Origin of the sequence: Paenibacillus popilliae ATCC 14706 (assembly GCF_000315235.1) — a bacterium.
GTDB classification, from domain to species: Bacteria; Bacillota; Bacilli; order Paenibacillales; family Paenibacillaceae; genus Paenibacillus_B; species Paenibacillus_B popilliae.
The window spans coordinates 24,617-51,160 of the sequence record NZ_BALG01000167.1 but is presented as its reverse complement, the minus strand read 5'-3'; the positions used below and the strand labels follow the sequence as shown (position 1 = coordinate 51,160).

25 protein-coding genes and 3 pseudogenes are annotated in these 26,544 nt (G+C 54.0%); 17 read left to right on the top strand and 11 right to left on the bottom strand.

Annotated elements, in window-relative coordinates; translation table 11 throughout:
* Nucleotides 1-568, top strand: a 568-nt coding sequence (locus PPOP_RS11805) for a lipoyl protein ligase domain-containing protein (RefSeq protein WP_006286594.1), incomplete at its 5' end; no start/stop codon positions are given.
* 68 nt (nt 569-636) lie between these two features.
* Here PPOP_RS11805 and PPOP_RS11800 read toward each other — a convergent pair.
* The 3 genes from PPOP_RS11800 to PPOP_RS11790 form a co-directional block, all read right to left on the bottom strand.
* Nucleotides 637-1,368: a polymer-forming cytoskeletal protein gene (locus PPOP_RS11800; protein WP_006286593.1), complete on the bottom strand. Its 732-nt coding sequence runs from the start codon at nt 1,366-1,368 to the stop codon at nt 637-639.
* A gap of 79 nt (nt 1,369-1,447) precedes the next feature.
* Nucleotides 1,448-2,122, bottom strand: a complete 675-nt coding sequence (locus PPOP_RS11795) for a hypothetical protein (RefSeq protein ID WP_006286592.1) — start codon at nt 2,120-2,122, stop codon at nt 1,448-1,450.
* Between the two features lie 13 nt (nt 2,123-2,135).
* Nucleotides 2,136-2,759, bottom strand: coding sequence for a YhbD family protein (locus tag PPOP_RS11790; RefSeq protein WP_006286591.1), 624 nt, complete (start codon nt 2,757-2,759; stop codon nt 2,136-2,138).
* Between the two features lie 308 nt (nt 2,760-3,067).
* On the opposite strand from PPOP_RS11790, the gene PPOP_RS11785 reads away from it, so the two are divergent.
* Complete coding sequence (locus tag PPOP_RS11785; RefSeq protein WP_042228595.1) at nt 3,068-5,206, top strand: stalk domain-containing protein; 2,139 nt, start codon at nt 3,068-3,070, stop codon at nt 5,204-5,206.
* Nucleotides 5,207-5,593: 387 nt separating this feature from the next.
* On the opposite strand, the pseudogene PPOP_RS26315 reads toward PPOP_RS11785, so the two are convergent.
* Nucleotides 5,594-5,821 (bottom strand): annotated as a pseudogene (locus PPOP_RS26315) (IS5/IS1182 family transposase); the annotation flags it as partial.
* Between the two features lie 89 nt (nt 5,822-5,910).
* Between PPOP_RS26315 and PPOP_RS11775 the strand changes: the two are divergent.
* The 3 genes from PPOP_RS11775 to metG all read left to right on the top strand — a co-directional run bounded on the left by PPOP_RS11775 (nt 5,911) and on the right by metG (nt 9,050).
* Nucleotides 5,911-6,363: a Fur family transcriptional regulator gene (locus PPOP_RS11775; protein ID WP_006286588.1), complete on the top strand. Its 453-nt coding sequence runs from the start codon at nt 5,911-5,913 to the stop codon at nt 6,361-6,363.
* Complete coding sequence (yidD, locus tag PPOP_RS11770) at nt 6,360-6,632, top strand: membrane protein insertion efficiency factor YidD (RefSeq protein ID WP_042228593.1); 273 nt, start codon at nt 6,360-6,362, stop codon at nt 6,630-6,632. The genes PPOP_RS11775 and yidD overlap by 4 nt, the downstream gene beginning before the upstream one ends.
* Nucleotides 6,633-7,049: 417 nt before the next feature.
* On the top strand, nt 7,050-9,050 hold the full coding sequence (gene metG / locus PPOP_RS11765) for a methionine--tRNA ligase (protein WP_006286586.1): 2,001 nt from the start codon (nt 7,050-7,052) through the stop codon (nt 9,048-9,050).
* Nucleotides 9,051-9,269: 219 nt separating this feature from the next.
* On the opposite strand, the pseudogene PPOP_RS11760 reads toward metG, so the two are convergent.
* Nucleotides 9,270-9,789: pseudogene (locus PPOP_RS11760) on the bottom strand (undecaprenyl-diphosphate phosphatase).
* Between the two features lie 218 nt (nt 9,790-10,007).
* On the opposite strand from PPOP_RS11760, the gene PPOP_RS11755 reads away from it, so the two are divergent.
* The 7 genes from PPOP_RS11755 to PPOP_RS11725 all read left to right on the top strand — a co-directional run bounded on the left by PPOP_RS11755 (nt 10,008) and on the right by PPOP_RS11725 (nt 16,783).
* Nucleotides 10,008-11,006, top strand: coding sequence for a metal ABC transporter substrate-binding protein (locus tag PPOP_RS11755; protein WP_006286584.1), 999 nt, complete (start codon nt 10,008-10,010; stop codon nt 11,004-11,006).
* Between the two features lie 54 nt (nt 11,007-11,060).
* Nucleotides 11,061-11,819, top strand: a complete 759-nt coding sequence (locus PPOP_RS11750) for a metal ABC transporter ATP-binding protein (RefSeq protein WP_006286583.1) — start codon at nt 11,061-11,063, stop codon at nt 11,817-11,819.
* A gap of 50 nt (nt 11,820-11,869) precedes the next feature.
* Complete coding sequence (locus PPOP_RS11745) at nt 11,870-12,673, top strand: metal ABC transporter permease (protein ID WP_042228591.1); 804 nt, start codon at nt 11,870-11,872, stop codon at nt 12,671-12,673.
* Nucleotides 12,674-12,753: 80 nt separating this feature from the next.
* Nucleotides 12,754-13,470 (top strand): cytochrome c biogenesis CcdA family protein, encoded by a 717-nt coding sequence (locus PPOP_RS11740; protein ID WP_006286581.1) that lies wholly within the window; start codon nt 12,754-12,756, stop codon nt 13,468-13,470.
* 127 nt (nt 13,471-13,597) lie between these two features.
* Nucleotides 13,598-14,026 carry a transcriptional regulator MntR gene (mntR, locus tag PPOP_RS11735; RefSeq protein WP_006286580.1) on the top strand — a complete coding sequence of 143 codons (429 nt, stop codon included), beginning with the start codon at nt 13,598-13,600 and terminating at the stop codon, nt 14,024-14,026.
* A gap of 101 nt (nt 14,027-14,127) precedes the next feature.
* Nucleotides 14,128-15,723: a family 10 glycosylhydrolase gene (locus PPOP_RS11730; RefSeq protein ID WP_042228585.1), complete on the top strand. Its 1,596-nt coding sequence runs from the start codon at nt 14,128-14,130 to the stop codon at nt 15,721-15,723.
* Between the two features lie 97 nt (nt 15,724-15,820).
* A complete protein-coding gene (locus tag PPOP_RS11725) occupies nt 15,821-16,783 on the top strand; it encodes a patatin-like phospholipase family protein (RefSeq protein WP_006286578.1) in 963 nt (320 codons plus the stop codon).
* Nucleotides 16,784-16,919: 136 nt separating this feature from the next.
* Here the strand turns inward: PPOP_RS11725 and PPOP_RS11720 are convergent, their stop codons facing one another.
* The 3 genes from PPOP_RS11720 to PPOP_RS11710 all read right to left on the bottom strand — a co-directional run bounded on the left by PPOP_RS11720 (nt 16,920) and on the right by PPOP_RS11710 (nt 19,568).
* Complete coding sequence (locus tag PPOP_RS11720; protein WP_006286577.1) at nt 16,920-18,080, bottom strand: acyltransferase; 1,161 nt, start codon at nt 18,078-18,080, stop codon at nt 16,920-16,922.
* Between the two features lie 180 nt (nt 18,081-18,260).
* Nucleotides 18,261-18,569 (bottom strand): hypothetical protein, encoded by a 309-nt coding sequence (locus PPOP_RS11715; protein WP_148277927.1) that lies wholly within the window; start codon nt 18,567-18,569, stop codon nt 18,261-18,263.
* Nucleotides 18,570-18,617: 48 nt separating this feature from the next.
* On the bottom strand, nt 18,618-19,568 hold the full coding sequence (locus PPOP_RS11710; protein WP_006286575.1) for a DUF1385 domain-containing protein: 951 nt from the start codon (nt 19,566-19,568) through the stop codon (nt 18,618-18,620).
* A 199-nt stretch (nt 19,569-19,767) separates the two neighbouring features.
* On the opposite strand from PPOP_RS11710, the gene PPOP_RS11705 reads away from it, so the two are divergent.
* From PPOP_RS11705 to PPOP_RS11685, 5 genes and pseudogenes are all read left to right on the top strand, one after another.
* On the top strand, nt 19,768-20,364 hold the full coding sequence (locus PPOP_RS11705) for a YqhR family membrane protein (protein WP_006286574.1): 597 nt from the start codon (nt 19,768-19,770) through the stop codon (nt 20,362-20,364).
* A gap of 120 nt (nt 20,365-20,484) precedes the next feature.
* Nucleotides 20,485-20,919, top strand: a pseudogene (gene aroQ, locus PPOP_RS11700) (type II 3-dehydroquinate dehydratase); the annotation flags it as partial.
* 70 nt (nt 20,920-20,989) lie between these two features.
* Nucleotides 20,990-22,066 (top strand): M24 family metallopeptidase, encoded by a 1,077-nt coding sequence (locus PPOP_RS11695; protein WP_042228581.1) that lies wholly within the window; start codon nt 20,990-20,992, stop codon nt 22,064-22,066.
* Nucleotides 22,067-22,146: 80 nt separating this feature from the next.
* Entirely contained in the window at nt 22,147-22,704 is a 558-nt protein-coding gene (efp, locus tag PPOP_RS11690) for an elongation factor P (RefSeq protein WP_006286571.1), read from the top strand.
* 209 nt (nt 22,705-22,913) lie between these two features.
* Complete coding sequence (locus PPOP_RS11685) at nt 22,914-24,167, top strand: aspartate kinase (RefSeq protein ID WP_042228579.1); 1,254 nt, start codon at nt 22,914-22,916, stop codon at nt 24,165-24,167.
* Nucleotides 24,168-24,233: 66 nt separating this feature from the next.
* Here the strand turns inward: PPOP_RS11685 and PPOP_RS11680 are convergent, their stop codons facing one another.
* The 3 genes from PPOP_RS11680 to comA all read right to left on the bottom strand — a co-directional run bounded on the left by PPOP_RS11680 (nt 24,234) and on the right by comA (nt 26,432).
* Entirely contained in the window at nt 24,234-24,695 is a 462-nt protein-coding gene (locus tag PPOP_RS11680) for a DUF441 domain-containing protein (RefSeq protein ID WP_006286569.1), read from the bottom strand.
* A gap of 141 nt (nt 24,696-24,836) precedes the next feature.
* Nucleotides 24,837-25,559, bottom strand: coding sequence for a 2-phosphosulfolactate phosphatase (locus PPOP_RS11675; RefSeq protein WP_006286568.1), 723 nt, complete (start codon nt 25,557-25,559; stop codon nt 24,837-24,839).
* A 57-nt stretch (nt 25,560-25,616) separates the two neighbouring features.
* Nucleotides 25,617-26,432, bottom strand: coding sequence for a phosphosulfolactate synthase (gene comA / locus PPOP_RS11670; RefSeq protein WP_006286567.1), 816 nt, complete (start codon nt 26,430-26,432; stop codon nt 25,617-25,619).
* Between the last annotated feature and the right edge of the window lie 112 nt (nt 26,433-26,544).

The window sequence follows — 26,544 nt, the reverse complement described above, 5'->3', positions numbered from 1 at the left end:
CGTCGTCAATCTGTCGCTCATCCTGCCGAAGCAGGAGGGAGGCGATAAGCATTTCCACGGCGATTTCGAGCGGATGTACCGCTTGATTCGGCTCGCGCTGCAGCATTCCGGCTGCCGCGTCGACACAGGCGAGGTCGAAGGGGCCTATTGCCCCGGCGACTTCGATCTCAGCATCGGCGGCCGGAAATTTTGCGGCATCGCCCAGCGCCGGCAGGCGAACGCCTTCATCGTGCAGGCGTTCGTCATTGCCGGCGGCTCTGGCGGCGACAGTGCCGCGCTCGTGCGGGAATTCTATGCGCGGGCAACCGCCGGCGGCACAGAGCGGGACTATCCGCGCGTGACGGAGGAGAGCACGGCCAGCCTCGAGGAAGCGGCCGGGCTTTGCCGCGATGCGGATGCCGCAGCGGCCTTCACCGCGGCCGTGAAGCGGGTCATCCGCGAGCGGCAGACGGAGCAGGGAATGGCGGCCGCGGCGGCGAAGCTACGTCTGCCGGAGCCGGACGAGGTGCGCACGGTCTCAGTCGAACTGCGCCGCCGGTACGGGGTGCATGGCAACCAAACCGATTGAATCAGGGACGGGATGCTCGCATCCCGTCCCTGATGTCGGATGGTGTGAGCCGGCAGGCAACTATCCGGCTACAATTGAATCACATGATGAACGGTGCTGTCCGGATGGCGGTGCAGCTGCCGGCGGTACTCGATCTGACCGATCTCGCAGCCCGGACCGATGACGACATCGTTCCCGCGGACGACGCGTGCCGTCGTATGCTCCAGTTCAACATAATCGCCTTCGATCAGGTCGGCGTTCATGCGCGCATCCGGCACTATGTTGAACAAGCCGGGGAGGAAGCCGAGCAGATTGCCGAGTCCGCTGCCGCGGCGGATTTTGATTGTATCGCCGCCGATCTCGCGGGCCTGGCAGGGCCACTGGAGACGAAGATCCAGACTGCCGGCATTGAGCAGGCCTTCGACTTGGAGCGAGCCGTTGGCGGTAATGGATTCGAATTCGCAATCGCCCTGCACCGTCACAGAGCCTTTCAAACGCAGACGTTCGCCCTGTAGATGGCAGCCGATGTTCGCCATGCCGCCAATACTGGCCTCCGCAGCCCGCATGCTGCCGCGTATCTCGACCTGCCCTTGAATGGAGAGCTTGTTCACGTTTACGCTCCCGCTCACTTGGGAGGTTCCACGAATTTTCATTACGCCGGTCTTCACGCTGCCTTCGAGATGGGCGGTTCCGGCACAGCTGAATTGACGGCAGTCCACATCTCCGTGCACGGAGCCATCTCCCATAATGCTTACTTTATCATATACTCCTCCGCCTGCTTGTGAGGAGCCCATTATTTTCAGATTGTGTCGCTGTTCCATATTAATGCTGATTCCTCCTTGTTCGGGCTTGACGGTGCCGCAAGGGACGACTCCCGGGCAGCCCGCATCCGTTCATTCACTACAGCTTCCGGTGGCTGTTCACTTGCGCTTCTTCGTGCAGTTGTACGGATTGCCGGTATTCGACGTGATCGATCCGACAGCCGGGACCGATCTTGACATGATTGCCGCGCACGACGCGGGCCCGCGTATATTCCAGATCTACGATGTCTCCCTCGATGGTGTCCGCCTCCAACGGAGGACGGTTGATGAACGAGGAGAACAGCTTGTTGAAGAGCGATAACGCGGCGCTCCGTCGAACCTGAATCCGCTCACAGCCAATTTCCCATGCCCGGCAGCCGCCGACCATCTTGACATCGATCGTACCTGCGTTGAGCAGTCCGCCAATATGGAAGGTGCCGTGGGAGATGAAGCACTCGGCCTGACAATCGTAAGCAATGGTGACGGTGCCGTTTAGCTCGATCGTATCGCCCGACCAATGACCATCCAGCCGCGCTGTCCCGTCAATGCGGCTATGAACCGATTGGAGGTTGCCCTTGACGGTAAGCATCCCGCGAGCTTCGGTCATGCCCGCCTCCAGATTGCCCGTTACGTTGCCTTTCCCGTTGGAGACGAAGGATGTGCATACGAGATCCCCGTTGATATCGCCGACACCGTCGATACGAACGCGCTGGTACGTGCCGCCGGACGAGCTTCCAAGACCCGAAATCATAATATCTCCCGTTGCTTGAGACATAAATGTACCTCCGTTACGTAAGTTTGCCTTTCAATTCTTCGAGGCAACTGGCGAGCGACAGGCAGGTCACGACTTTCGTGCCGGTGTCGACGCAGACTTCTTCCGGGCTGGAGACGAGCAGCAGCGAGCTGATGCCCATCTTGCGGACCAGTATCAGATCGCAGTCCTTCCCATCGAACTTGCCATAATGATCGCGCAGCAGTTGAAGCAGCAGCATGCCTTCCTCCAGGCTCATATCGCCGGATTGCAGCAGCCGATCGAGCACGTAAATGTGCAGCAGCTTCTCGAAGGAGAATGCCTCAGCGTCGCCCATTTGCTCGGCGTACACCTGAAGCGCCATCGGCGACACGATGCCGCAGCCGATGATCTCGGACTTGCTGAATGCAGTGCTTGCGACATTGGGCGAGAACATGTCCGCCAGTTCATCGAGCGACAGATCCTCTTTCATATGGATGATTTTATTGATGCGCCCCCATATTTTCTCTCTCGGAAAATAAGTCTCTTGGCCGGTGTGGGTTGACTTGCGGATAAACCACGCCTCCGGTATCAGATTTTTGCGCTTCCACCGGTACAGCTGTCCATAAGAGATACCGGTCAAATCGAGCAATTCTTTTTTGGATATCAATTGTTCGTCCATGCCAAGCGGAAAGCCTCCTTCACGCCATTGTCGTAACAATGTTACGTTAAAATTGTAACATTGTTTTGCTTGAAGCGCAATCCTGATAGGCCTGTTTGGGGATAGGGAGATTCTCGGGCAAATTGTCGGACCCGCTGCGATTTCTTCTCGTTATTCGTCGGAATTCCTTCCGTATGATTGCTTTCTGCAAAAATGGTTACGAAAAAAGAAACTTTTTGTAACCTTTTGCGTCTAAGACTATGTTCAATACGTGGCCAGGATTCAATAGGAGCACAAATGATTACGATGGGTGAGGAGAACGCACAGAAATGAAATTTTGGAAAAAGCTATTTGTTACTTGCTTGGCGGCAATACAATTGATTACGGTTGTTCCCATCATGGTTGCTGCAGAGGGAGACGGCAGTGCGGCAAGCGGAACGGAAGCAGATGTTGAAACCGAGCAGCAAGGCGACGTTACAGGGGAAGAGTTGGACGGCGGTGGAAGCGCGGACAATCCAGACACGCCTAACCCGGATGCGGCTAACCCGGATGCGGTTGCCCCGGATCCATTCGCCGGAACCGTCGGCAAGGATGAGCTTATCTTGATGGCGAACAGCAACGTGATGTTTCATAACGGCGTCAAATATACGTCCCCACAGCCAATTACCGTCAAAAAGGGCGTCTCTTATATCGCTCTACGGTCCTTGGTGGAGCGGCTCGGATTGCAAACCCGATTCGATAATAAGACAAAGGAAACGATCATTACGAACGGAGACAAGGAGCTGCGCTATCAGGCCGATAGCGATCAGTACCGGGTGAACGGTTCTCCGACGAAGATGAGCGGGGAAGCCTATATTGACAAAGGCACGTTTATGGTGCCGGTCACATCTGCAATGCAGGCTCTTGGCTATCCATATACATGGGACAGCAAGAACAAGCGGATTGTGATTCAGTTGAATATGCAGCCGATTGCCCAATTCAGCGTAAATGAAGAGGAAATTTTCGCGACGCAGACCCGCGTGACGGTCACGAACGAATCCACGAGTCCAACCGGGTTGAAGATAGTCGATGAGCAGTGGGAAGGGCTCGAGGACTATTATGATGCGCCGGGCGTCTACACCATCACGCTTCGAGTCGTTGACGAGCGCGGCAACATAAGCGAACCCTACGCTGTCAATATTACGGTCCAGCCGGCGAAGGAGCCGCCGAAGGCCTACTTCCGGACGCCAAAGACCACCTATAAGATGGGGGAATATATCCGTTACGAAGACTTGAGCACAGACGAAGAGGATTCCATCACGGAGCGGGTATGGACCAACAACGAGCATGCGTTTTTTGAGCCGGGTCCGCAGACGATTACGCTCAAGGTTACGAATGAGTTCGGGCTGACGGATGAGTATTCCCAGACCATCATGATCTCGGATGAAAAACTGTACTCCGTCGATGAATTCAACCTGCTGTACACAGAGTACGGCGAAGTGTTCCCGCTTGGCGCACATTCCGTACTGGACATGAAGCTGCTTCAGCCGGAAGTGAAGGAAGAGAACCGGACATTGTACCGTGCGAATTCCCCGGAGACGGTTCTTGAGGAAGGAATCGTGTACAAGGATCGCGTTGCAGGCGGTGCCCGTATTTTCCTGCATCACAAGAATGGTACGGACAAGAAGATGCAGCTTTACGTGCTTGCGAAGAACGTATCCGACGATCCGGCAACCGTCTATGTGGAGCATTATGGCCAAGCCGGCCCTAACCCGTATCCACAGCAGACTGGGAAGCTCGCGTCGGTTCGATATATGGAATCGTTCGAGCAGGAGAAAGAAATTAATGAGCTTGTGCTCCAGCCGAACGAGACCCGGGTGCTGATGCCGGAATTGAACGAGCGCGTGATGAGACCGGATGACATCTATACGATGTATGCCGATTTTTTCGGCGACAACACGTTGGAATATTCGGTCGTCGCTCTGGACGCTTCGAAGGATATTTTGCAGGAACTGAACAAGCTCAAGGAACTTGAGCCTGACGGCACCCATATCCGAGGCACGTTCAACAATGCGGATCGCGTCTTCACGATCGCCGAACGGGTAGGGGAAGTAGCGTCCCGTCTCGTATTCGCCGACAAGACGAATGATCAATACATTGTAGGTTCGGATATGATGACATATGAAAGCCAAGTGAACGCCGGCAACTATGGCGTATTGTATCGCGTCAAGCTGCAAAATGTGGCCCCGCATACCCTAATCGCCTTCAACTCGCGCGGCGGCTCCTACTCTGGCGGCTTGTATGTGAACGGACAAACCCTGCAGACGCCGAATAGCGGAAGATTAAACAATCCGAACGAAGCCAGCGTCGTCTACCGGACTGGAGCTTATCAGGAGACAGTAGAGATTCTGTTCACGCCGGCTGCGGGCAGCAATATGCCGGTCAATCTGTTATTCTTACCATTGCCACAAGAAAAGCCAGCTGAGTAAGCCATCATCCAATCCTTATCAGAACGATCAAAAGAGAGCACCGTCGCGGGAGGCCACTGAAGAACTTGCGTTTTTCTTCGGAGGCGGTGCAGATAGTGTAAAAAGAAGACATTCACCCCGCGTTTTGGAGATGAATGTCTTCTTTTTGTCTTCATAATGCTGTATTCACCAGTAGTTCTTAGTCTACTAATTTCAGTATTCGCTTGAGATTTACAGCGAAAGTTTCGCTACAAGTTCAATCTCGTTTTGTTTCGTGTAGATCAGGTTATCCTTCTCAGAATACGCCATATCCCCAATTACCGTTTTGACCTGCATCCCGGTGGCTTGGCTTTTTTCGATCAGTGTCTGCAATGGCTTGCCATCATTTTTCTCACCTGTCGTAATGACAGCTGCCGTATGCGTGGCATCTACGATGATAGAGGCACTCTTTAAGATACCCTGCTCGATCGCGAGAGCTACTGTCTGCCCGATGAGCATGTCGAGCAGGTTCATATCTTTTAATCGCAGTAGTAGAACCAGTTCATTGATTTGACGGAGCATATTGTCCTTCGGTACAACGATGTCATACAGTGCCACATAAGGACTTAGAACCAAGGTTTGTTGTTGTCGAATCATCCGCTCACCTGCTTTCCATAATGTTTGACTAAGGGAGGACAATCGATCATTATTATAAAAGAGGTTCGGAATCTACGGGAGGGACACCGATGCTGACCACAGATCAAATATTGGACATCATGGCGGCGCAAGGACTGCGGATTACGGAACAGCGTCGCATGCTAGCCAAATTATTCGCGGATACGGACGGCTTCCTCACGCCGAAGGATGTCTATGATTTTATGGGGAAGCGGTACTTGGGCTTGAGCTTTGATACGGTATACCGCAATCTTCGCGTCATGCATGAATTGGGCGTGCTGGAGCAGATCGTCTTCGAGGATGGAGTCAAGTTCCGGGTTCATTGCGCGGAGGAGCACCACCATCATCATATGATCTGCTTGCAGTGTGAGAAGACGTATCCGATACATTTTTGTCCGATGCCGCTGACCGATGTGCCGGAGAAGTTCCAGGTCGTGAAGCATAAATTCGAAGTCTTCGGCTATTGCGAAGCCTGTTCGCATGCAGTTGGTTCCGAAGCGGACAAGGACGGTGCCCGGCCATGAGATCGCCCAAAGATGCGGGCCGGCAGGCCGCTTCACGCCCGTCGCGGGCGGTGCGGACGCTGCAGGGGCCGGTGAGATTGTACCGCAAATTCATCTCCCCGTTGAAGCCTCCGACGTGCCGCTTTTACCCGACCTGTTCGGCCTATGCGCTGGAAGCGCTCGAGGTTCACGGTCCGATCAAAGGGAGCTGGCTTGCGATCAAGCGGATTGGCCGCTGCCACCCGTTCCATCCGGGCGGCTACGATCCAGTTCCGCTCAAGCGCTCTTGACATGTGGTGGAGGGCTGGGATATATTTGGAGTTAAGCTGCAGACATTAGTGTATATATCATCCGATGAACGGATAAGTAGGAAGCGTAAGCATCGAAGAGAGCCGGGATTGCTGAGAACCGGTATGTGAACCCTTCCGAACATGGTCCCGGAGGAACCGCTTGCGAGCTTCTGTACGCGAATGGCGATAGAAGGCAAGCCTGCGGCGGCTCATTCCCGTTAACGAATGCTCGAGGCCGGTTGAATCGGCCGCAATGAAGCTGTCGCCACTGCCCTGTAGAAGAGGAAGGGAAGACGGCAGGAATTTGGGTGGTACCGCGTGAGTTCAGCTCTCGTCCCAAGTGGATGAGAGCTTTTTGCGTGCATTCCGGGGTTCACTGTCAGCGGCTGCAAGCGAATATGAAGGAGGATGGGCAGGATGGCCAACAAGAATAAAACCTTTTACATCACGACCCCGATCTATTACCCGAGCGACAAGCTCCATATCGGGCATGCGTATACGACGGTAGCCGGCGATGCGATGGCCCGCTACAAGCGGCTGCGCGGCTTCGATGTCCGTTACTTGACGGGAACGGACGAGCATGGGCAAAAGATTGAGCGCAAGGCGGCGGAAGCAGGGAAGACGCCGCAGCAATTCGTGGACGATATCGTCGTAGGGATTAAAGAGCTGTGGAAAAAGCTCGATATCTCCTACGACGACTTCATCCGTACGACGGAGGAGCGCCACAAGAAGGTCGTCCAGCAAATTTTCGATCAGCTGCTTCAGCAGGGCGACATTTACAAGGGAAGCTATGAGGGCTGGTACTGTACGCCATGCGAAGCGTTCTTCACCGAGCGTCAATTGAACAACGGCAATTGCCCGGACTGCGGGCGTCCGGTAGAACTCGTGAAGGAGGAAAGTTATTTCTTCCGCATGAGCAAGTATGTCGATCAACTGCTGGCTTACTATGAAGAGCATCCGGACTTCATTCAGCCGGAATCGCGCAAGAACGAGATGATCAACAACTTCATCAAGCCGGGGCTCGAGGATCTGGCCGTCTCCCGCACGTCGTTCGATTGGGGGATCAAGGTGGCCGGCGATCCACAGCATGTCGTCTACGTCTGGATCGATGCATTGACGAATTACATTACGGCGTTAGGCTACGGTTCCAACCATTCAGAGCTGTATGAAAAATTTTGGCCGGCCGATGTGCACCTGGTTGGGAAGGAGATTATCCGCTTCCACACGATATATTGGCCGATTATGCTGATGGCGCTTGGACTCCCGCTGCCGAAGAAGGTGTTCGGGCACGGCTGGCTGTTGATGAAGGACGGCAAAATGTCCAAGTCGAAAGGCAATGTCGTCGATCCGGTCATGCTGATCGACCGCTATGGTCTGGACGCGCTCCGCTACTATTTGCTGCGCGAGGTGTCATTCGGTTCCGACGGCACATTCACGCCAGAAGGCTTCGTGGAGCGTATCAATTACGATTTGGCGAATGATTTGGGCAACTTGCTGAACCGTACGGTGGCGATGATCGAAAAGTATTTCGATGGCGTCATACCGGCGTTCCAGGGGCAGGTGACTCCGTTCGACGGCGAATTAGCCTCGATTGCAGGCCACACGGTAAATAAGGTGGAAGCGGCGATGGAGAAGATGGAATTCTCCGTTGCGCTCAGCGCGATCTGGCAGTTCATCAGCCGCACGAACAAATATATCGATGAGACACAGCCGTGGGCGCTCGCGAAGGATGCAGCGCGACGCGGCGAACTGGCTTCGGCGATGACACATCTGGCGGAGAGCCTACGCATCGCTTCGATTCTGCTCCAGCCGTTCCTGACGAAGGCGCCTGCGCTGATCTGGGAGCAGCTCGGACTGAAGCCAGAGTCATGCGCCGACTGGGATGCGGCCCGCACGTTCGGCGTTATTCCGGAAGGCACGCGCGTCGTCAAGGCCGCGCCGATCTTCCCGCGCCTGGAGGCTGCCGCAGAGGCGGCATTCATCGCGGAGAACATGAGCGACGGGGCAACCGCATCCGCTTCAGCCGATGCGGTTGCAGCAGTGTCTGCGCCGGTGGAAGCGGAGCCCGTGGCAGGTCCCCCTGCCGACGCCAAGGAAGAGATCACTATCGACGATTTCGGCAAGGTCGAGCTGCGCGTGGGCCAAGTGACGCACTGCGAGCCGGTGCCAAAAGCGGAAAAATTGCTCCGATTGGAGCTGGATCTCGGGTACGAGCAGCGCCAGGTCGTCTCCGGCATCGCGCAATATTACAAGCCGGAGGAGCTTATCGGCCGCAAAGTGATTGTGGTCGCGAACCTGTTGCCGGTCAAGCTGCGCGGCGTCTTGTCGCAAGGCATGATTTTGGCCGCGTCCAAGGATGGCCAGCTTACGGTGGCTACCGTGCCGGACAGCATGCCGAACGGAGCGGTCGTGAAGTAGGTTAGCTCCCATTACACGAAATTTCTGTCGTCTGGGATAAAGATGTGGTAGCAACATGGAAAGAGAAGGTGTAGCAGTTCGGTTAACCGCTCTTTTGAGCGGTACTTCCATGGTACTAAAGAACGATTTCTTTTTGTTTTACATTCTTGAGAAAAGGGGTGTCCCGAGTCATTTTCAATGACTTTTGGGACACCCCCGTTATGTGTTCGTCCATACGGATCAATTCAGGAACAGCAGCACGAAGAGGCCGGCTGCCACGCAGTACAGGGAGAACCATTTCAGATTGCCCCGCGCCATCAGCCCCATGAACCAGCGGAGCGCGAAGTAGGAGGCGACCAGGGAACAGACGAAGGCCAGCAAATACGGGCCGATGAACTGCCCGAGCGCCGGATCCTTCAGCATGTCCTTCCCTTCGAGTAGCATGCCGCCCAAGCTGACGGGAATATACAAGAAGAAGGAGAACCGCAGCGCCGTCTCCTGCTTCCATCCGAGCGCCATGGCGGTGACGATGGTCGCGTCGGAGCGGCTGATACCGGGAATTAAGGCGAGCGATTGGGCCAGGCCGAATAGCCAATAAAGAGGCGAAATTGACGAATACTTCAAATCCTAGCCCTTCGATATCTATGCCGAATAATTTCTCAACTATAACAAGATGCCCGCTTGAAGACACCGGGAGGGGCTCCGTAACCCCTTGCACCAAGCCCAGGATGGCGTATTTCAGCCAGTCTATCCATTCCAAACTTTTCACTCCTTGCTCCTTATAAAAAAATTAGGTTTGCTGCGGGATGCAGATGCCAGATGGCCCCCTATCATCTTATGATTGGGGGAGAAGGATGTCAAAGCATGACACACTATTTTTCCGCAAGCAGGGATTGACATGTGCTTCGGCCCTGCTATAATCTTAATAGTAATAATTACGAAATAGAAAGAATAAGACACAGGAAAGGGAGTTGGAATATGAATCTTGGGAAACGGCGTCTGTCGCTGCGGTTCATCATGCTGGCGCTGCTCGCTTGCAGTCTTCTGCTGCTGAGTGCATGCGCGAATAACGATTCAGGTGCAGAAGGAGCGGCCAACGGCAAGGTTAACGTGATCACAAGCTTCTATCCGATCTATTACATGGCAAGCGAGATCGGAGGAGAACATGTTCAGGTGACTAATCTGATCCCGACGGGAGTCGAGCCGCATGATTGGACGCCGAAGAGCCGGGATTTGCAGAATGTGTCCAACGCGCAGCTGCTGCTCGTGAACGGAGCCGGATTCGAAGGCTGGCTGTCTGATTTCCAGAAGGGGCTGGCTGCCGACTCGAAGGTGAAGACCGTCGAGGTCAGCAACGGAGTCACGCTGCTGAAGGCAGGCGAAGAGGAACACGAGGAAGAAGCGTACGCCGAAGGCGAGCAGGCCTATGAGGACGAGCATGGACATGACCATGGCGATATCGATCCGCATACATGGATCAGTCCCAAGTCTGCGCTCATTATGGTGGTGAATGTGAAGAACGCGCTCGTGGATGCCGATCCGGAGCATCGCGCCGACTATGAGAAGAACTATGAGCAGTTGAAAGCGAAGCTCGCTTCGATCGATGAGGAATATACGTCGAAGCTGAAGAGCGTCGCGAAGCGCGATCTCATCGTATCGCATCAGGCCTTCGGTTACTTGGGGCGGGATTACGATCTGCGCCAGCATGCGATAATGGGTATTTCCCCGGATGCGGAGCCGCGCGCGCAGGATCTGCTGAATCTGTCGAAGCTGGTGCAGGAGAAGCAATTGAAATATGTCTTTTTCGAAGAGCTGGTATCCGATCAATTGGCCCAGACGCTGGCTTCGGAAGCGAAGATCGATACGCTCGTCTTGAATCCGCTGGAAGGCTTGACACAGGAGCAGGCAGCGGCGGGCGATAATTATTTGACGCTTATGGCACGGAACTTGCAAAATCTCCTTCTCGCGTTACAATAAGAAGGATACATTCCGGCGCGTGCGGCGAGCCGGCCGGGAGGATAAGGAAGCGAGATGACGAGAACAATGCGCGTAACCGATCCCTGCCACGGGCAGGTCATCACGTTGGATCATGTCGGTTTTGACTATGAAGGGCAGAAGGTCTTTGAAAATGTGAATTTCACGGTGAGAGAACGGGACTTTGTAGGGGTTATCGGGGCGAACGGGGCAGGCAAGACGACGCTGCTGCGCTTAATGGTAGGCTTGCTCCGGCCTGCTGCCGGGGAAGTGAGGCTATTCGGGACGCCAATGCAGCGGTTCAAGCAGTGGGAACGCGTAGGCTATGTTCCGCAAAAAAATTCGTTTAATCCGCTGTTCCCCGCCACCGTCATGGAGGTGGTGCAGTCCGGGATGTATAACCGAAGACGCCTGTTCCGCAGGCTGTCGAAGCAGGAAATCAGCCAATGCGTCGATGCGATGACCGCAATGCGGATCGAGGATTTGGCTCACAAAAAAATCGGACAGCTGTCCGGGGGACAGCAGCAGCGCGTCTTTTTGGCCCGGGCGATGGTGAACAAGCCGGACTTGATGATTTTGGATGAACCGACCGTCGGCATCGATGCCGGCACGCAGAAGGAATTTTTCAACCTGCTGCAGCATTTGCATGAGCATCATCGGATGACCTTCGTCATGGTCTCCCACGATCTGGACCTGGTGAATTCGTGGCTTGGCGACGAGCCGGCCGGCACCTGCGGGAAGTTCCATTTCTATGTGAAGCATTCTCATGAGGCGGAATGTCTGGAGCCGGGTTTGACACATGGCGTCATCGTCTGAATGCATGCTTAGCATGCGGCTAGCAAATGATGTGAAGGGGTCGGTATCGATTGGATATTATATTTTCAGAATTTTTCCAGAGGGCCCTTCTCGGTGGTCTGCTCATCGGGATTACCGGACCGCTGATGGGGATGTTTCTCGTGCTGCGCCGGCTGTCCATGATCGGGGACACCTTGGCCCATGTAACGATTGCCGGGGTGGCGCTCGGCTTTTTGCTCGGCATCTATCCACTCGCGATGGGCGTCGTCTTCGCCCTACTGGGGGCGGTGGCGATCGAGCGGCTTCGCAAGGCGTATAAGACATATGCCGAGCTGTCGATAGCCGTTATCATGTCGGGCGGCGTCGCGTTGGCCTCGCTCTTTTTTACGTTGGGACGAAGCTTCAATGCGAACGTGACCAATTATTTATTCGGCAGCATTTATACGCTGAACGGCACGGATCTGACGGTGGTCGGAGCCGTGACGGTCATTGTCGTTGTTTTTATGCTACTATTTTTCAAGGAAATGTTCATGCTGACCTTCGATGAGGATGCGGCCGCGGTGAACGGGCTTCCGGTCCGCTGGTTGAATCTCGCCGTGACCGTGCTGACGGCGCTTGTGATCAGCGTCGCGATTAAGATCGTCGGCGCGTTGCTCGTATCGGCGCTCTTAACGATTCCGGTCGCGACCAGTCTCCTCCTCGCTAAGAGCTTCAAGAGGGCGGTTATCGTCTCTGTGCTCGTGTCGGAATCCGCCGTCATCGCCGGGCTGCTGATGGCAGGCGTCTGGAACCTGGCTCCCGGCGCGACGATTGTATTGCTATTGATTTCCATGTTAATATTAACCTTAGTGATACGCCGGGGGGTAAAGGTATAGGTCTGTCGACATGGAGGCTCTTCCAAGACATGTAGCCGTTCCCCCTACCCGGCGGTTGAACTAGGGAGGAGGCGTTCAACATGTCGGATGTAACGGTCTGGGTTGCCTTTTGGGCGGGAGTCATCTCATTTATTTCCCCGTGCTGCTTGCCGTTGTATCCCACGTTCCTTTCCATTATAACGGGCATGTCCGTCAATCAATGGAAAGAAGAGCGCAACAAGCGGGTCGTTCGTTGGAAGACGATGACGCATACCCTGTTTTTCCTTCTTGGGGTTAGCGTTGTTTTTTATACGCTGGGGTTAAGTGCGACCTTCCTCGGATCACGCTTGGCCGAGTATAGAGATACGGTCCGTCAAGTGTCGGCGATGATCATTATCGCGATGGGCCTGGTCATCATGGGCGTCTTCCGGCCGCAGCTACTGATGAAGGAATGGAAGTTCGGCGTCTCGCGCAAGGGAGGCTACCTCGGATCGTTTTTGTTCGGGATGGGCTTCTCGGCGGGATGGTCCCCTTGCGTCGGACCGATTCTCGGCGCAATCTTCACCTTGTCGGCTTCTCAGCCGCGCCTTGGCATCGTGATGACGACGGCCTACTGCATCGGCTTCGGGCTGCCGTTCTTCATTTTGTCGGTGTTCCTCGGATCGACGCGCTGGCTGCTCCGCTATTCGAACGCAATGATGAAGTTCGGTGGCTTGGTAATGATCATCATGGGCGTACTGTTATTTACGGATCATTTGAACCAGATCAATATTTGGCTGCAGCAGATCACGCCGGATTGGCTAAGGCGGCTTACATAGGAGCGGCATCTAATGAAGGAGTTCGATGCGGCCGTATTTCCCTGCTATGGTTGAACTTGCTTACATGAACATGGTACACTATCTTATGGATATTGTTAGCGATTGTGGATGAAATGAGGGACGCTTGATGCCTACGCCAAGCATGGAAGATTATTTGGAACGTATTTATCAACTGATTGATGAGAAAGGGTACGCCCGTGTATCGGATATTGCGGAAGGATTGGAGGTACATCCATCTTCCGTTACGAAGATGATTCAGAAGCTGGATAAGGATCAATATCTGATCTATGAGAAATACCGCGGGCTCGTGCTGACGAGCAAGGGCAAAAAAATGGGCAAACGGCTTGTGGACCGCCACCATCTGCTGGAGGAATTCCTGGAGATGATCGGCGTGCAGAATGAGAACATCTACACGGATGTGGAAGGAATCGAGCATCACTTGAGCTGGGATTCCATTACATGCATCGAAGTGCTAATCGAATATTTCAAGCGTGACCCCGAGCGTCTCAAGGCTCTCGCCGGCGTGCGCGGCGAATTAGAGAACGAATCCTCTTAAAAACATCTGTTTCGAGTGAAACAGATGTTTTGTTTTGTACGTCTAATAGAGTAGGGCTTGTGGGCAAGCCTGGAAAATTAAACGCAAGGGAGAGAGGATTCATGACAATCTGGAGACGCCTCTTGCCGGGAACGATGGCGGCGCTGCTGTTCGGGGCCGCATTGTCGGCGCCTACGCAGGCAGCGGCGAACAACATGGCCATTTATCTCGATCAGAAGAGGCTGGTTACGGACGTGGCGCCCTATCTGGTGCCGGGGAAGAACGTAACGATGCTTCCGTTCCGGGCCGTCGGGGAAGCTATCGGTGCGACGGTAGGCTGGGACAAGAGCAAGCAGGAGGTGGAGTTCCGCAAGGATGAAACCGTCATCCAGCTCACGATTGGCAGCGATATGGCGCTCGTCAACGGAGAGAAGGTGGCGCTGGACGCCGGAGCGCAGATGCAGGACAGCCGAACGATGGTGCCGCTGCGGTTCATCGGGGAGAACACGGGCCTGACCGTAAAGTGGGATCAGCAGGAGCGAAGCGTGAACCTATTCACGGGGGAGGAAGGCGCGCAAGCCAATGCAGGGGCGGAAGAAGAAATACATACCGAGGGCTTGAGGGGCGCTTGGATTTCCACCGTATATAACATCGACTGGCCGACCGTTCCTCGCACAGGGGCCGACCTGGAACAGCAGAAGCAGGAATATTCCGACATGCTGGACAAGCTGCAAAATATAGGGATGAACGCGGTCTTCGTTCAGGTGAGACCGACATCGGACGCCTTCTTCCCTTCCAAGCTACTTCCGTGGTCGGAATGGTTGACGGGCAAGCAGGGGCAGGACCCGGGATATGACCCGCTCGCCTATCTGATCGAAGAGACCCATCGCCGGGGAATGGAGTTCCATGCCTGGTTCAACCCGTTCCGGATCAGCGTACAGGGAGACATAGCCAAGCTGGCCGCTGATCATCCGGCGCGGGAGCATCCGGATTGGGTCGTCAAGCATGGCGGCAAGCTGATGTATAATCCGGGCGTGCCGGAAGCGCGCCAGTTCATTATCAAGACGATTATGGAAGTGGTCGACGGATACGATATCGACGGGGTCCATCTGGATGATTACTTCTATCCGTACGGCCAGGCTGCCGAGCCTTTCCTTGACGATGCTTCCTATAAAGCGTATAACAAAGTGTTTACCAACAAAGACGATTGGCGGCGCAACAATGTCAATCAGTTCATTCAGCAATTGCATGAAGAATGTAAAGTGAGCAAGGCGAATATCCGCTTCGGGGTCAGCCCGTTCGGGGTATGGCGCAACTCGACGCTCGATCCGACGGGATCGTTGACCCAGGCGGGATACAACAGCTATGACGATCTGTACGCCGATGTGCGCACCTGGATCAAGAACGGCTGGATCGATTACGTCGCCCCGCAAGTCTATTGGCATATCGGCTACAAGCTAGCTTCTTATGATACGCTGGTCGATTGGTGGGTGAAGGAGACGGCCGGCACAGGCGTCGAACTGTATATCGGGCATGCCGCCTATAAGCTGGCAGACGCGCAGCAGAAGGACTGGTCCAGCGCCGATGTGCTCATCGACCAACTGGACTACAACAAGCAGTATGGCAGCGTGAAGGGCAGCATTTTCTTCAGCGCTTCGGATTTACTGAACAATACGAAGGACGTGGCTACCCGGCTGAAGCAGTATTATGAGCAATAAAAGAACCGCGCTTCTATAACCTCATCATAATCGCCCTCTTCCGCGCATACATAACAGTAATACGATCCGCGTATGTGCCGGAAGGGGGATTCCCGCAATGAAAATCAATGCTGTTTTTGAAGGCGGCGGCGTCAAAGGTACTTCGTTAGCCGGAGCGGTGCAGGCTGCCGAGAACGATGGATTTTCATTTCACCGCGTGGCTGGGACTTCCTCGGGTTCCATCGTGGCCGCACTTCTTGCTGTGGGCTACTCGGCGGAAGAGATGCGACATCTCATCATGGAGATGCCATTCTCCTCCTTTTTACAGCGCGCTCCGATTTTTCAAGTCAAATGGATGGGGCCAGCCTTGCGGCTGCTGCTGAAAAAAGGCCTATATTCCGGAGAACGGCTCGAATACTGGGTCCATCAGCGGCTGTTGGAAAAAGGGGTCCGCACCTTCGGCGACGTCCAGCCCGGCCGACTGCGCATTATCGCCTCGGATATTTCCAATGGCCGGCTGCTCGTAATTCCCGACGATATGAAGCAGTATGGAATCGATCCGAACCGATTTCTCGTAAGCAGAGCCGTTCGAATGAGCACGAGCATTCCGTATTTTTTTGATCCCGTTATCATCCGGCATTCCTTCCAATCGGCTGTGCGCAAAAGCAAGCCATTCAATAAGCAGTTCTCCTATATCGTCGACGGGGCCTTGCTGAGCAATTTTCCGCTATGGCTGTTCGATGAGGACGCGGCCTGCGGAGAGAAAAACTGTATTCCGACGATCGGATTCAAGATGGTAGGGAACAGAGAGAACCAGCCGCATCGGATCTCCGGCCTGCTATCGATGCTGCAAGCGATTTTTGGCACGATGATGTCCGCTCATGATCAACGCTATATCGAGAAGCATGACGAGTACCGCACTATCAAAATTCCGACGCTTGGCATCGGTACGACGGATTTCGATCTTACGCTGGAACAGAACATGGCGTTGTACGCCTCTGGACTAGAGGCAGGAACCAATTTCTTCAAGGAATGGGATTTTAGGAAATATAAAGAGATATATCAAAATTTTTATAGATGAATGAACTTGACTCGGGAAGGACGCTATCGTTGCTGGGATCCGCAGAGGAGCCGTCTGAGATGGGAGCGGTTTTCAGCGAGACGGTATGGAAGCAAAAAACTCCGCCCCGCATAAGATCGGGACGGAGTTTTTAGGGTCAGCCGCTTACGGCCACTCCCTGTGCAGGCTTGCTCTTTTTCCGTGGAGGCGTGCTCCCGAAGATAACCCATGATTGGGGCACGAAGCGCACCGTCAGGGAGACCGCTATCCAGGACAAGATAAGCGCCGACAATAATCCGCCGGCATACCACATATGCAAGAGCGGCGATTTCGAAGTATGTGGCGGGAAATTGCGATAGACGAATAAGAAGAACGGATGAATCAAATAAATGCCGAATGAGATTTCCCCAAGCCGATGCATTCCGTTAACGAGCCACGGCCAGGCATGGCGGCGAAGCAGAAACGCGATCTGGAATGCCATAATCGCGAAAGTGTAGGTGTGAACATTCCACAGCAATTCATACAAGAGCGAATTGTAGTTTGCGCCATACAGCCGTGTCGTGTGCCAGATGTACACGTGACCGAGTCCGGCGCATAATCCGACTGTCCACAAGACGATCCAGGATAGGATACGCGGCGTGGTTGCATTGTCGCGGCTGATGACGAGCCAGTTCTTCAGCTTCGGATAATAAATGCCCAGACAAGCGCCCAGCATAAAGTAGGACATATACGCGAGCGACCAGCTCCCCTTGTTAGGCACCTGAAGTGCGTACTTATTAAGCAGGATGAAGCCCCACTGCATGGCGAGTCCAAGCGGAATGCTCCACTTGGCAATGGCCGGCTTCCGCTTGAACAGCCACAGGCAAATCGGGAACAACAGATAGAACTGGATGCTGATGAAGACGAAGTATAGATGCGTATACGCCTTACCCGTAGCTAGCTGACTGAAAAATTTGACGAGCGTCTCGTCCAGGGCACGGTCCCGGTAATGAGTAACATGTAAAATGACGAAGTAAAATACCGAAAACAAACAATAGGGAATAATAATGTATTTCATTCGTTTTTTATAGAAATTGCTGATGAGCTTAGCGTCCAAAGGTCTTGCAAAATAGTTGTAGAACAGCACGAAGCTGCTCAGGAATAAAAATGTCGGTGTGCCAATCTTCGTAAATATATTCATAAAGCTGTACAACCAGTAATAATTGGAATCCATCATCTCCAGCGTCGCAAATGACGTCGAGTGAACGGACAGGACTCCGATGATTGCCATCGCGCGTACAAGCTGCACCTCGGACAGCTTTTCACGTCCGGTTGCCATGATGTCATACCTCCCATGCGAAATATCGATAAGAAGCTGTTCCCAAGCAGGCCTCTGAATCAGATCCTGTGGAACATGCCCTAACAACAAGTATACAATATGAATCTTACGAAAACAGATGGAAAATCCTTATTGTAAAAAAATAAAAAAGGAAGCGCCATAGCGAGCGCTTCCGTTCTGCTACTTCGATTTCTTCTTGTTATCCTTCGGCTTGCTTCCTTGAATGACCCGCAGGTTAGCCTGCGATCGGGGCCGGATTCGCTTAGGCTGTCGGTTCGCGTTGCCCTTCGCTTTGGCTTCCGTCTGCGCCGACTTCTTGATTCTGAGGGTGGCTGATTTCTTCGGTCCCAGCTTATAGAGGAGGCATACCGCTGCAATCAGCACGACGGGAATGAGCAACGATGCGCTGCCTGTTTGCAGGGCAGCGTACAATGCGCCGATTCCGGCCAACGCCATTACAGCCAGAGCCCATTTTGGAAATGCGCCCATATGATCATTCCTTTCGACTGTTGTCTTCTTCCGCAGAAGCTGATGCAGTCAGTAGGCCGCTTTCTTCGCCGTCAGATCCTGATCCAACTCGCGCATTCGGTTGAATGAAGCGATGGATACTTCCACTTGATCGTCGGTCGGCTCCTTCGTCGTCAGCAGCTGCAGCCATAAGCCGGGGTAGCCGAGCCAGCGCAGCACGGGAACCTCTCTCAGCGCATTGGTCAGACGGAGGAACTCATAAGCTACGCCCATGACGACCGGGATAAGCAGGAGCCGGGGATACATCCGTTCCCATAAATTATCATATGGGATGAAGGAGTAAATGACGACCCCCACGATGACAGTTAGAATGATAAAGCTGCTGCCGCAACGGTAATGAAGTGTGCTGAACTTCTGCACGTTATGCACCGTCAGCTCCAGCCCGGCCTCATAGGCGCTGATCACCTTGTGTTCCGCGCCATGGTACTGGAACAGTCTTCGGATAATCGGCGTCTTGGCGATCAGCCACAAGTAGGCAAGCAGGAAAATAATTTTAATCATTCCTTCAATCAGCGTATGAATGACCCGATTATCGAATGCTTTTCCGAATAAAAATTGCTCGATGATGACGGGAACCGCAGTAAAGATGACTTTGCTGAAAATAAGCGACAGAACGCCGACGGCTGCAACCCCGATAATCATGACGAGATTCCATTTGCCTTCGTCTTTTCCCTGTTCGGCTGCATCCTCTCCTTCCTCATCCTCGGCATACTTCTCCGCCGCATATGTCAGATGCTGGTACCCTTTGCCGCTTGCGTCCAGCAGGCTGATGACCCCCCGGATAAAGGGAATCTTCTTCAAAACGGCCAACCACGGCTTGTCTTCGCGCGGAACTTCATAAAAAGTGATTTCCTTATTTTTACGGCGGACCGCTGTCACATTGACATGCTTGCCAGCGAACATGACGCCTTCGATAACGGCCTGTCCGCCATAAATTGACCGGTCTTGCTGTTCAGACAAATTCGTTCACCATCCTTATCTATTCAATAACAGTTGTGCAGTCAGTGGTGTACTCATGGATTAGGAATGCTATATTATTGTAACGAATTTCAACACTGTTTTCCACTTCATGATTTCAACGCGGAATTCTGTAATCTCCCTTTCCCGATTGGAGCATACTACCACATATATGTTGTCCAAGGAAAGGAGAGCAATCGATATGAATGAACGTCAAACCCGGCTGCGGCAGAAGCGGACGAATCCGTTCTCGTTCGGTATGTTGACCGGTTTTTTTGCCGGATTAATATGGGGGGGACTGCATTGGCTCTGCTATATTTTTCACTTTACGATTATCGTGCCCGGTTTTTTGGTCGAGCCGTTTTTCAAGCATGCCTATTTGACAACCGGGTACGGTCAGCTTCTCGGCTTGGGCGCATTCATCGTGTTCTCGATTCTGGCGGCGCTGTTGTATGTGCTTGTGCTCCGCAAAGTGCCTGGACCGTGGGCGGGCATCGTCTTCGGAGTCGTATGGTGGGTTCTCCTATTCGTCATACCCGGTCCGCTGCTAGGCTTAGTTCCACCGGTGCGCCACACGACATGGAATACGATATGGACGGAATTATGCATCATGCTGCTGTGGGGGCTGTTCATCGGCTATACCGTGGCGACGGAATTCAATGAAGAACGGGAGCGGGAGCCGCAAGACTCGAATTCATCCGGTGCGGCGGAAGAGCAGCAAGACACGCCGGACAAGGGAGAGAAGGATGGCGAAGGGAATGCATCCGGTGACCGCACGCAGCCTCAGCCTGTCATATAATCGTCCGGAAGCCGGAAATTACGGCTTCTCCGCTACGGATACGCTTCTCATTTGCCGCTTCGTATGGTAAAATACGTGAGGATTATCATGTAATTGCGTACGGGGAAAGGGGTGTACGGCTTGGCTTCCTATATGGTATTGAATGGACCGAATCTGAACATGCTCGGCATACGCGAGCCCGGAGTCTACGGAGCTGAATCGTTGGTCGCGATAGTGGGCAGGCTGACGAGAATGGCAGAGCAATGGGGCGTTCGGCTGGAAACCTTCCAGAGCAATCACGAAGGCGAGCTTATTGACCGCATCCATGCCGCTTACGGCACGCATGACGGCATCCTGATCAATCCGGGCGCACTAACGCATTACAGCTATGCGCTGCGTGATGCGATCAGCGCCGTGAACATCCCGACAGTTGAAGTCCATATGTCGAACATACATACAAGGGAAGCCTTCCGGCATGTGTCGGTAACCGCACCGGTTGTCCTCGGTCAGATTGCGGGATTCGGATCGAGGTCCTATGAGTTGGGACTTCTGGCCCTTCACCATACCGTAAGCGATTCGAAGCGGGAACCATCGGGCGGGCCCGACGAACGGATTGATAATAGTCCATTGTCAGGAGATGATGAGAATGAGTCAACACCGCATTACTCGACTGAGAGAAACGATGGAAGCTCGCGGCTTGGAAGCACTGTTGGTGACCAGCGCGATTAATCGGCGCTATTTGACCGGATTTACCGGATCTTCAGGCTGCGTCTTCCTTACAGCCGATCGGGCCGTTCTCATGACGGATTTCCGTTACACAACGCAAGCATCGGATCAAGCGAAGCATATGCAAGTGGTGGAGTACACGTCCAGCATGACAGACACGCTGAAGCAGCTGCTGTCGGAGGCGGGCCTGACCCGAATCGGCTTCGAGCAGGAGCATGTGACGTATTCCACCTATGCCGCTTACAGCGAGCAGTTGCAAGGGATCGAGCTGGTTCCGGTCGACAGACGGGTTGAAAATCTACGGATGATCAAGGATGCGGAGGAACTGGCGGTCATGAGGGAAGCGGCCCAACTTGCCGACAAAACCTTCAGTCACATTCTTGGCTTCATCAAGCCGGGCGTACGGGAAAAGGATCTCGCATTGGAAATGGAGTTCTTCATGCGCAAGCTTGGGGCCACGTCCAGCTCGTTCGATACGATTGTTGCGTCCGGAGAGCGTTCGGCACTTCCGCATGGCGTGGCGAGCGACCGGATTATTCGAGGCAACGAATTCATCACATTTGATTTCGGCGCATTGTACAACGGCTACTGTTCTGATCTGACACGGACAGTCGTTCTCGGCACGCCGTCGGAGAAACACCGGGACATTTATCATATTGTACTGGAAGCGCAGCTGCATGCGCTGGCTCGCATCCGTCCGGGCATGACGGGGCGGGAAGCCGACGCGTTGGCGCGCGATATGATCAAGCGCCATGGATATGGCGATCAGTTTGGACATAGCACCGGGCACGGCGTAGGCATGGAAGTCCATGAAATGCCTCGTCTTGCTTCATCGTCTGATGATGTGCTCACCCCAGGCATGACGGTAACGGTCGAGCCGGGCATTTATTTACCGGGCTTCGGTGGTGTGCGCATTGAGGACGATATTGTCATTACGGACAGCGGAATTGAGCTGATTACGCAATCGACCAAGGAACTGCTCATATTGGACATGTAATCGGATAGGATTGGGGAGCTGTAGGGAGCTACTCCGTCCAAGCAATCTGGGTTGCATCATTGTAGGAGGGAATCAAGCGAATGATATCAGTTAACGATTTTAAGACAGGATTGACAGTTGAAGTGGACGGAGATATTTTTACGGTTCTCGAATTCCAACACGTGAAGCCGGGCAAAGGCGCCGCATTCGTGCGCTCCAAGCTGAGAAACCTGCGCAACGGCAATACGGTAGAAAAAACGTTCCGCGCGGGTGAGACACTTGCGAAGGCGCAAATCGATAACCGCGAAGTACAGTACTTGTACAACAGCGGGGATGAATATACGTTCATGGATAATGAGTCCTATGATCAGTTCAATCTGACGAAGGATCAGCTTGAATGGGAGTTGAATTTCCTCAAAGACAACATGGTTGTTCATATTGTCAGCTATCAGGGCGAGATTATTGGCATCAATCTCCCGAACAGCGTTGAACTGAAGGTCGTTGAGACAGAGCCGGGCGTCAAGGGCAATACAGCGACAGGCGCAACGAAAAACGCCAACCTGGAAACAGGCCTTAACGTTCAAGTGCCGCTGTTCATCAACGAAGGAGACGTCCTGCTGATTGACACGCGCGAAGGCAAGTACATTTCCCGTGCCTAATTAGCGGACGCCGGCAACCGCCAGATCCGAAAAGCCCCGGAAGCAGATAGTGAACTGCGACCCGTAAGATGGACACGCAACAAAAGTGACCACTTGCGGAGCCGCCGTTCCTAGTTCGCTTCCGGGGTTTTTATTTTTTTCATCCATCCGCCCAAAAACGTGCTATAATATCCAATTAATGATTCCATTGAGGGTGGGAGTGAGTCAGCGTGGCACGATACGTTATGAAGTTCGGAGGCAGCTCCGTCGGCACCATCGAACGGATGAAACGGATTGCCGAAAGGATCGTAGAGAAAAAATTAGAAGGCCATCAATGTGTTGTCGTTGTGTCTGCGATGGGCGATACAACGGATGATCTGATTGATCAAGCGAAAAGTATAAACGATCAACTGCCGGCCCGTGAGATGGATTTGCTGCTGAGCACGGGCGAGCAAATCTCGATGTCCTTGCTAGCGATGGCCATACAGAAGCTGGGCCATGCGTCCATGTCGATGACCGGATGGCAGGCGGGCTTCCGGACCGACGCCACGCATGGAAAAGCGCGCATTACGGACATTGTTCCCGAGCGCGTGCATTCGGCGCTGCAAACAGGGAACATTGTCATCGTCGCCGGCTTCCAAGGCATGTCCGAGGACGGAGAGATTACGACCCTCGGCCGCGGGGGATCTGACACGACGGCGGTCGCGCTGGCTGCGGCGATTGAGGCCGATGTGTGTGAAATCTATACGGATGTCGACGGAATCTATTCTACTGATCCGAGAATTGTGCGTTGTGCGCGCAAGCTGGAGGAGGTCTCCAACGATGAAATGCTGGAACTGGCCAATCTTGGCGCGGCGGTTCTTCACCCCCGGGCTGTCGAATATGCCAAGCATAATAAGGTCTGTCTCGTCGTGCGATCAAGCTTCAATTACAATGAAGGGACCTATGTGAAGGAGGAAGCGAAGATGGAGCAAGGGGTGGTCGTTAGCGGCATCGCCTATGACAAAAATGTGGCACGCATCAGTGTTCTCGGCGTATCCGATCTTCCGGGGGTGCTTGCCCGCATGTTCGGCGCACTCGCTGATGAGCAGATCAATGTAGATATCATCGTTCAGAGTGGGGTAACGAACGGGGAGGCCGATTTCTCATTCACGACGGCGCTGCATGATCGGGACCGCGCTGTTCAAGTCCTAGAGAATATCTGGAGCGAAGTTCCTTACCGCGAAGTGACCTCTGAAGCCGACCTGGTCAAAATATCGATCGTCGGTGCAGGCATGGTCAGCCATCCTGGCGTTGCGGCGCAAATGTTCCGCGTCATCTCGGAGACGGGCGTCAGCATTAGAATGGTAAGCACGTCCGAGATTAAAGTTTCCTGCGTCGTGTCCAACGCCAAGCTGAATGATATCATTGCCGCGTTACACACTTCATACGGTCTGGATGCCGTCGAGGAAGCGTTCGTCGGCGGTCCAAAAGACCGCAGATAAAGGAAGAACGATGCGCACAAAATAAGCCGGTCCGGGAGGGCCGGCTTGTTATCATGAGGGATGCGGCTAGAACTTATCCATAATCCATCGGCAAATACTCAAGAGCAAGGCCGTTATTCCGGCCGCCATCAGCGGGCCTACGGGCACGCCTCGCAATAGAATAATCCCGATCAGAGACCCGGCAACAAGGCCGACGATCATCTGCGGGTCACTTTTAAGCAGCTCCAGGCCCCGGCCGTTCATGGACGTGGCGACGGCCCCGCCGACCAACGCAAAAATTCCCGGCCAGGATGTCAGCGTGCTCCATAGATGTTCGGCCGTAATCCGCTCGGCGGCGAAAGGAACAAGCACGGCTATCGTCAGGAACAACAGCCCCAATTCCAGTCCTCTCCGCTCGATGGCAGGCAGATACCGTTCCAGATGTACGAGCTTGACGATAAGCAGGATGCATGCAGCCGTCGTAATGATCGGGGAACGGCTGACCAGTCCGACAACAATAAGTACAACCAGTACCAACTCGCCATTCATGATTATTGCTCCTCGACAAGAAAGTTTGTCCGTCCGCTTGATCAAGAAGGGACGTAATTGAACATCCTCTACTAACGGTATGAACAAGCCTTCTCCGTTTAGAACAACGATCGTACCTTATCATCCATAAATGGCCGCGCCCTATGTCGCAAACGGAAGCATCATCTGCTGAACCCACACCGGAACGACCGACACTGTATCGACGTCGGCGCAGTATTCGACATCTTTTGCGTATCCCAGCTTGGCAAGGCGCGTCCCGCCGGAGCAGCTGAGCAGCGCCGCCGTAATCTCTCCTGCATGATGGCGATAGGCGCTAACGAGAATGCTTCCGAGGTCATTCGTGCGCATCTCCTGTTCCTGGCGGCCAAGCCGACACAACTCCGTAACGATGAGACCGGCGCATAGACTGTCCTCGAAGGCGAATTCATCTTGCGTGCCGGCGCATAATACCGCAATGTCCTTGCGTAATTGGTAGGCGGTGCGCGCACATTCCGACGCGTTCAGGAAGGCGCCGGCCAAAATAACGTCGGCCTTCGACGCCTTGTGGATGGCCCGCGTTCCGTTCGAGGTCGTCAGCACGACACGTTTCCCGTACACGCTCTCGCCCATATATTCGAACGGAGAATTGCCTGCATCGAAGCCCGGTATTTTTTTGCAGTTGCGCTCGCCTCCCGTTATGTCCCCGTCCCGGGCAGCCTGCTTGGCCTGCTGCACCGTTTCGACCGGCACGATGCCGGATGCCCCGTGCGCCAGCGCCGTAATGATGGTACTCGTCGCCCGAAGCACATCGATGACAATGACCGTCCGGTTCGCCAGTTCAACCGTCCTCGCTTCATTGACGCTCGCAATAACATCGACCTGCATAGTTGCTCCCCTTCCTCTCGCTCGCCTTTGCGTTGGCGATGCCGTTAGACTGCAGTTCTACTTCATCGTATCCAGGAAATGACCCATCGTATCAGAACGCAGTCCCCGCCGCAGCGCCTCGCACGCAATAATGTCATCCGGGGAGATATTGCCGAGATTCGCTTGTGGACCGAGCGTTCGAAGAATGGCGGTCTGCTGATCCTTGCGCGGAGACTCCCACATGAGCCGCTGGGGGGAATGCACCGCTTCGGCAATCATCGACACCATTTCCGTATCGCAGCCCCCGTGTTCGTCATATACGCCGACGCCAGCTCCCGATTCCCTGCCTTCAAGCGTCATCCATTCGGAGCCATGCGCAATATCTTCATTGAACGTTTTCACAACATCGTCCCGAATGAAGGTGGAACTGGCCGCTTTCTTCCCGTATTCGGAGCAGACGAAGAACCCTACCTCGCGGGCGCGCTGAATCAGTTCATTGCGCTTCTGCCGCGGCAGCGCGATCGTCCCGTCGGATACTTCGATTCCAGTGAAGCCTGTTTCTTTCATCATATGAAAAAATGGTTCGACCATGCCTTTGACGACGGCATATTCAAGAAATGTCCCCCCTGGCATCACCATCACCCCATATTGCCGGGCTGTGTCCAGCTTCCATGACAACAGCGGGGTCGGCGTAACCGCAGCCGTGCCGAAGCCCAGCTTAATGATATCGATATGCTCATGAGCTGTAGAGAGCAGATCGGCAAATGCGTTCGCTCCCAAGCCTTTGTCCATTACCATCGTCAATCCGGTTGTTCTCGGCTTGCGGGTTCGTACTCCGCTCGGATCTGCCATGGCGCAAGGCCATTGTGCGATTTGAGGTTCGGAAAGACCCATCACATAATCTCCTTCATGTCCCCAGATTAGTAAAATCATGCAAGTAATATATGCGCCCACTTGCTGATAGGTGCCTACCCGGACGGAAAGTGTCATCGAGTGGGAGAAGATA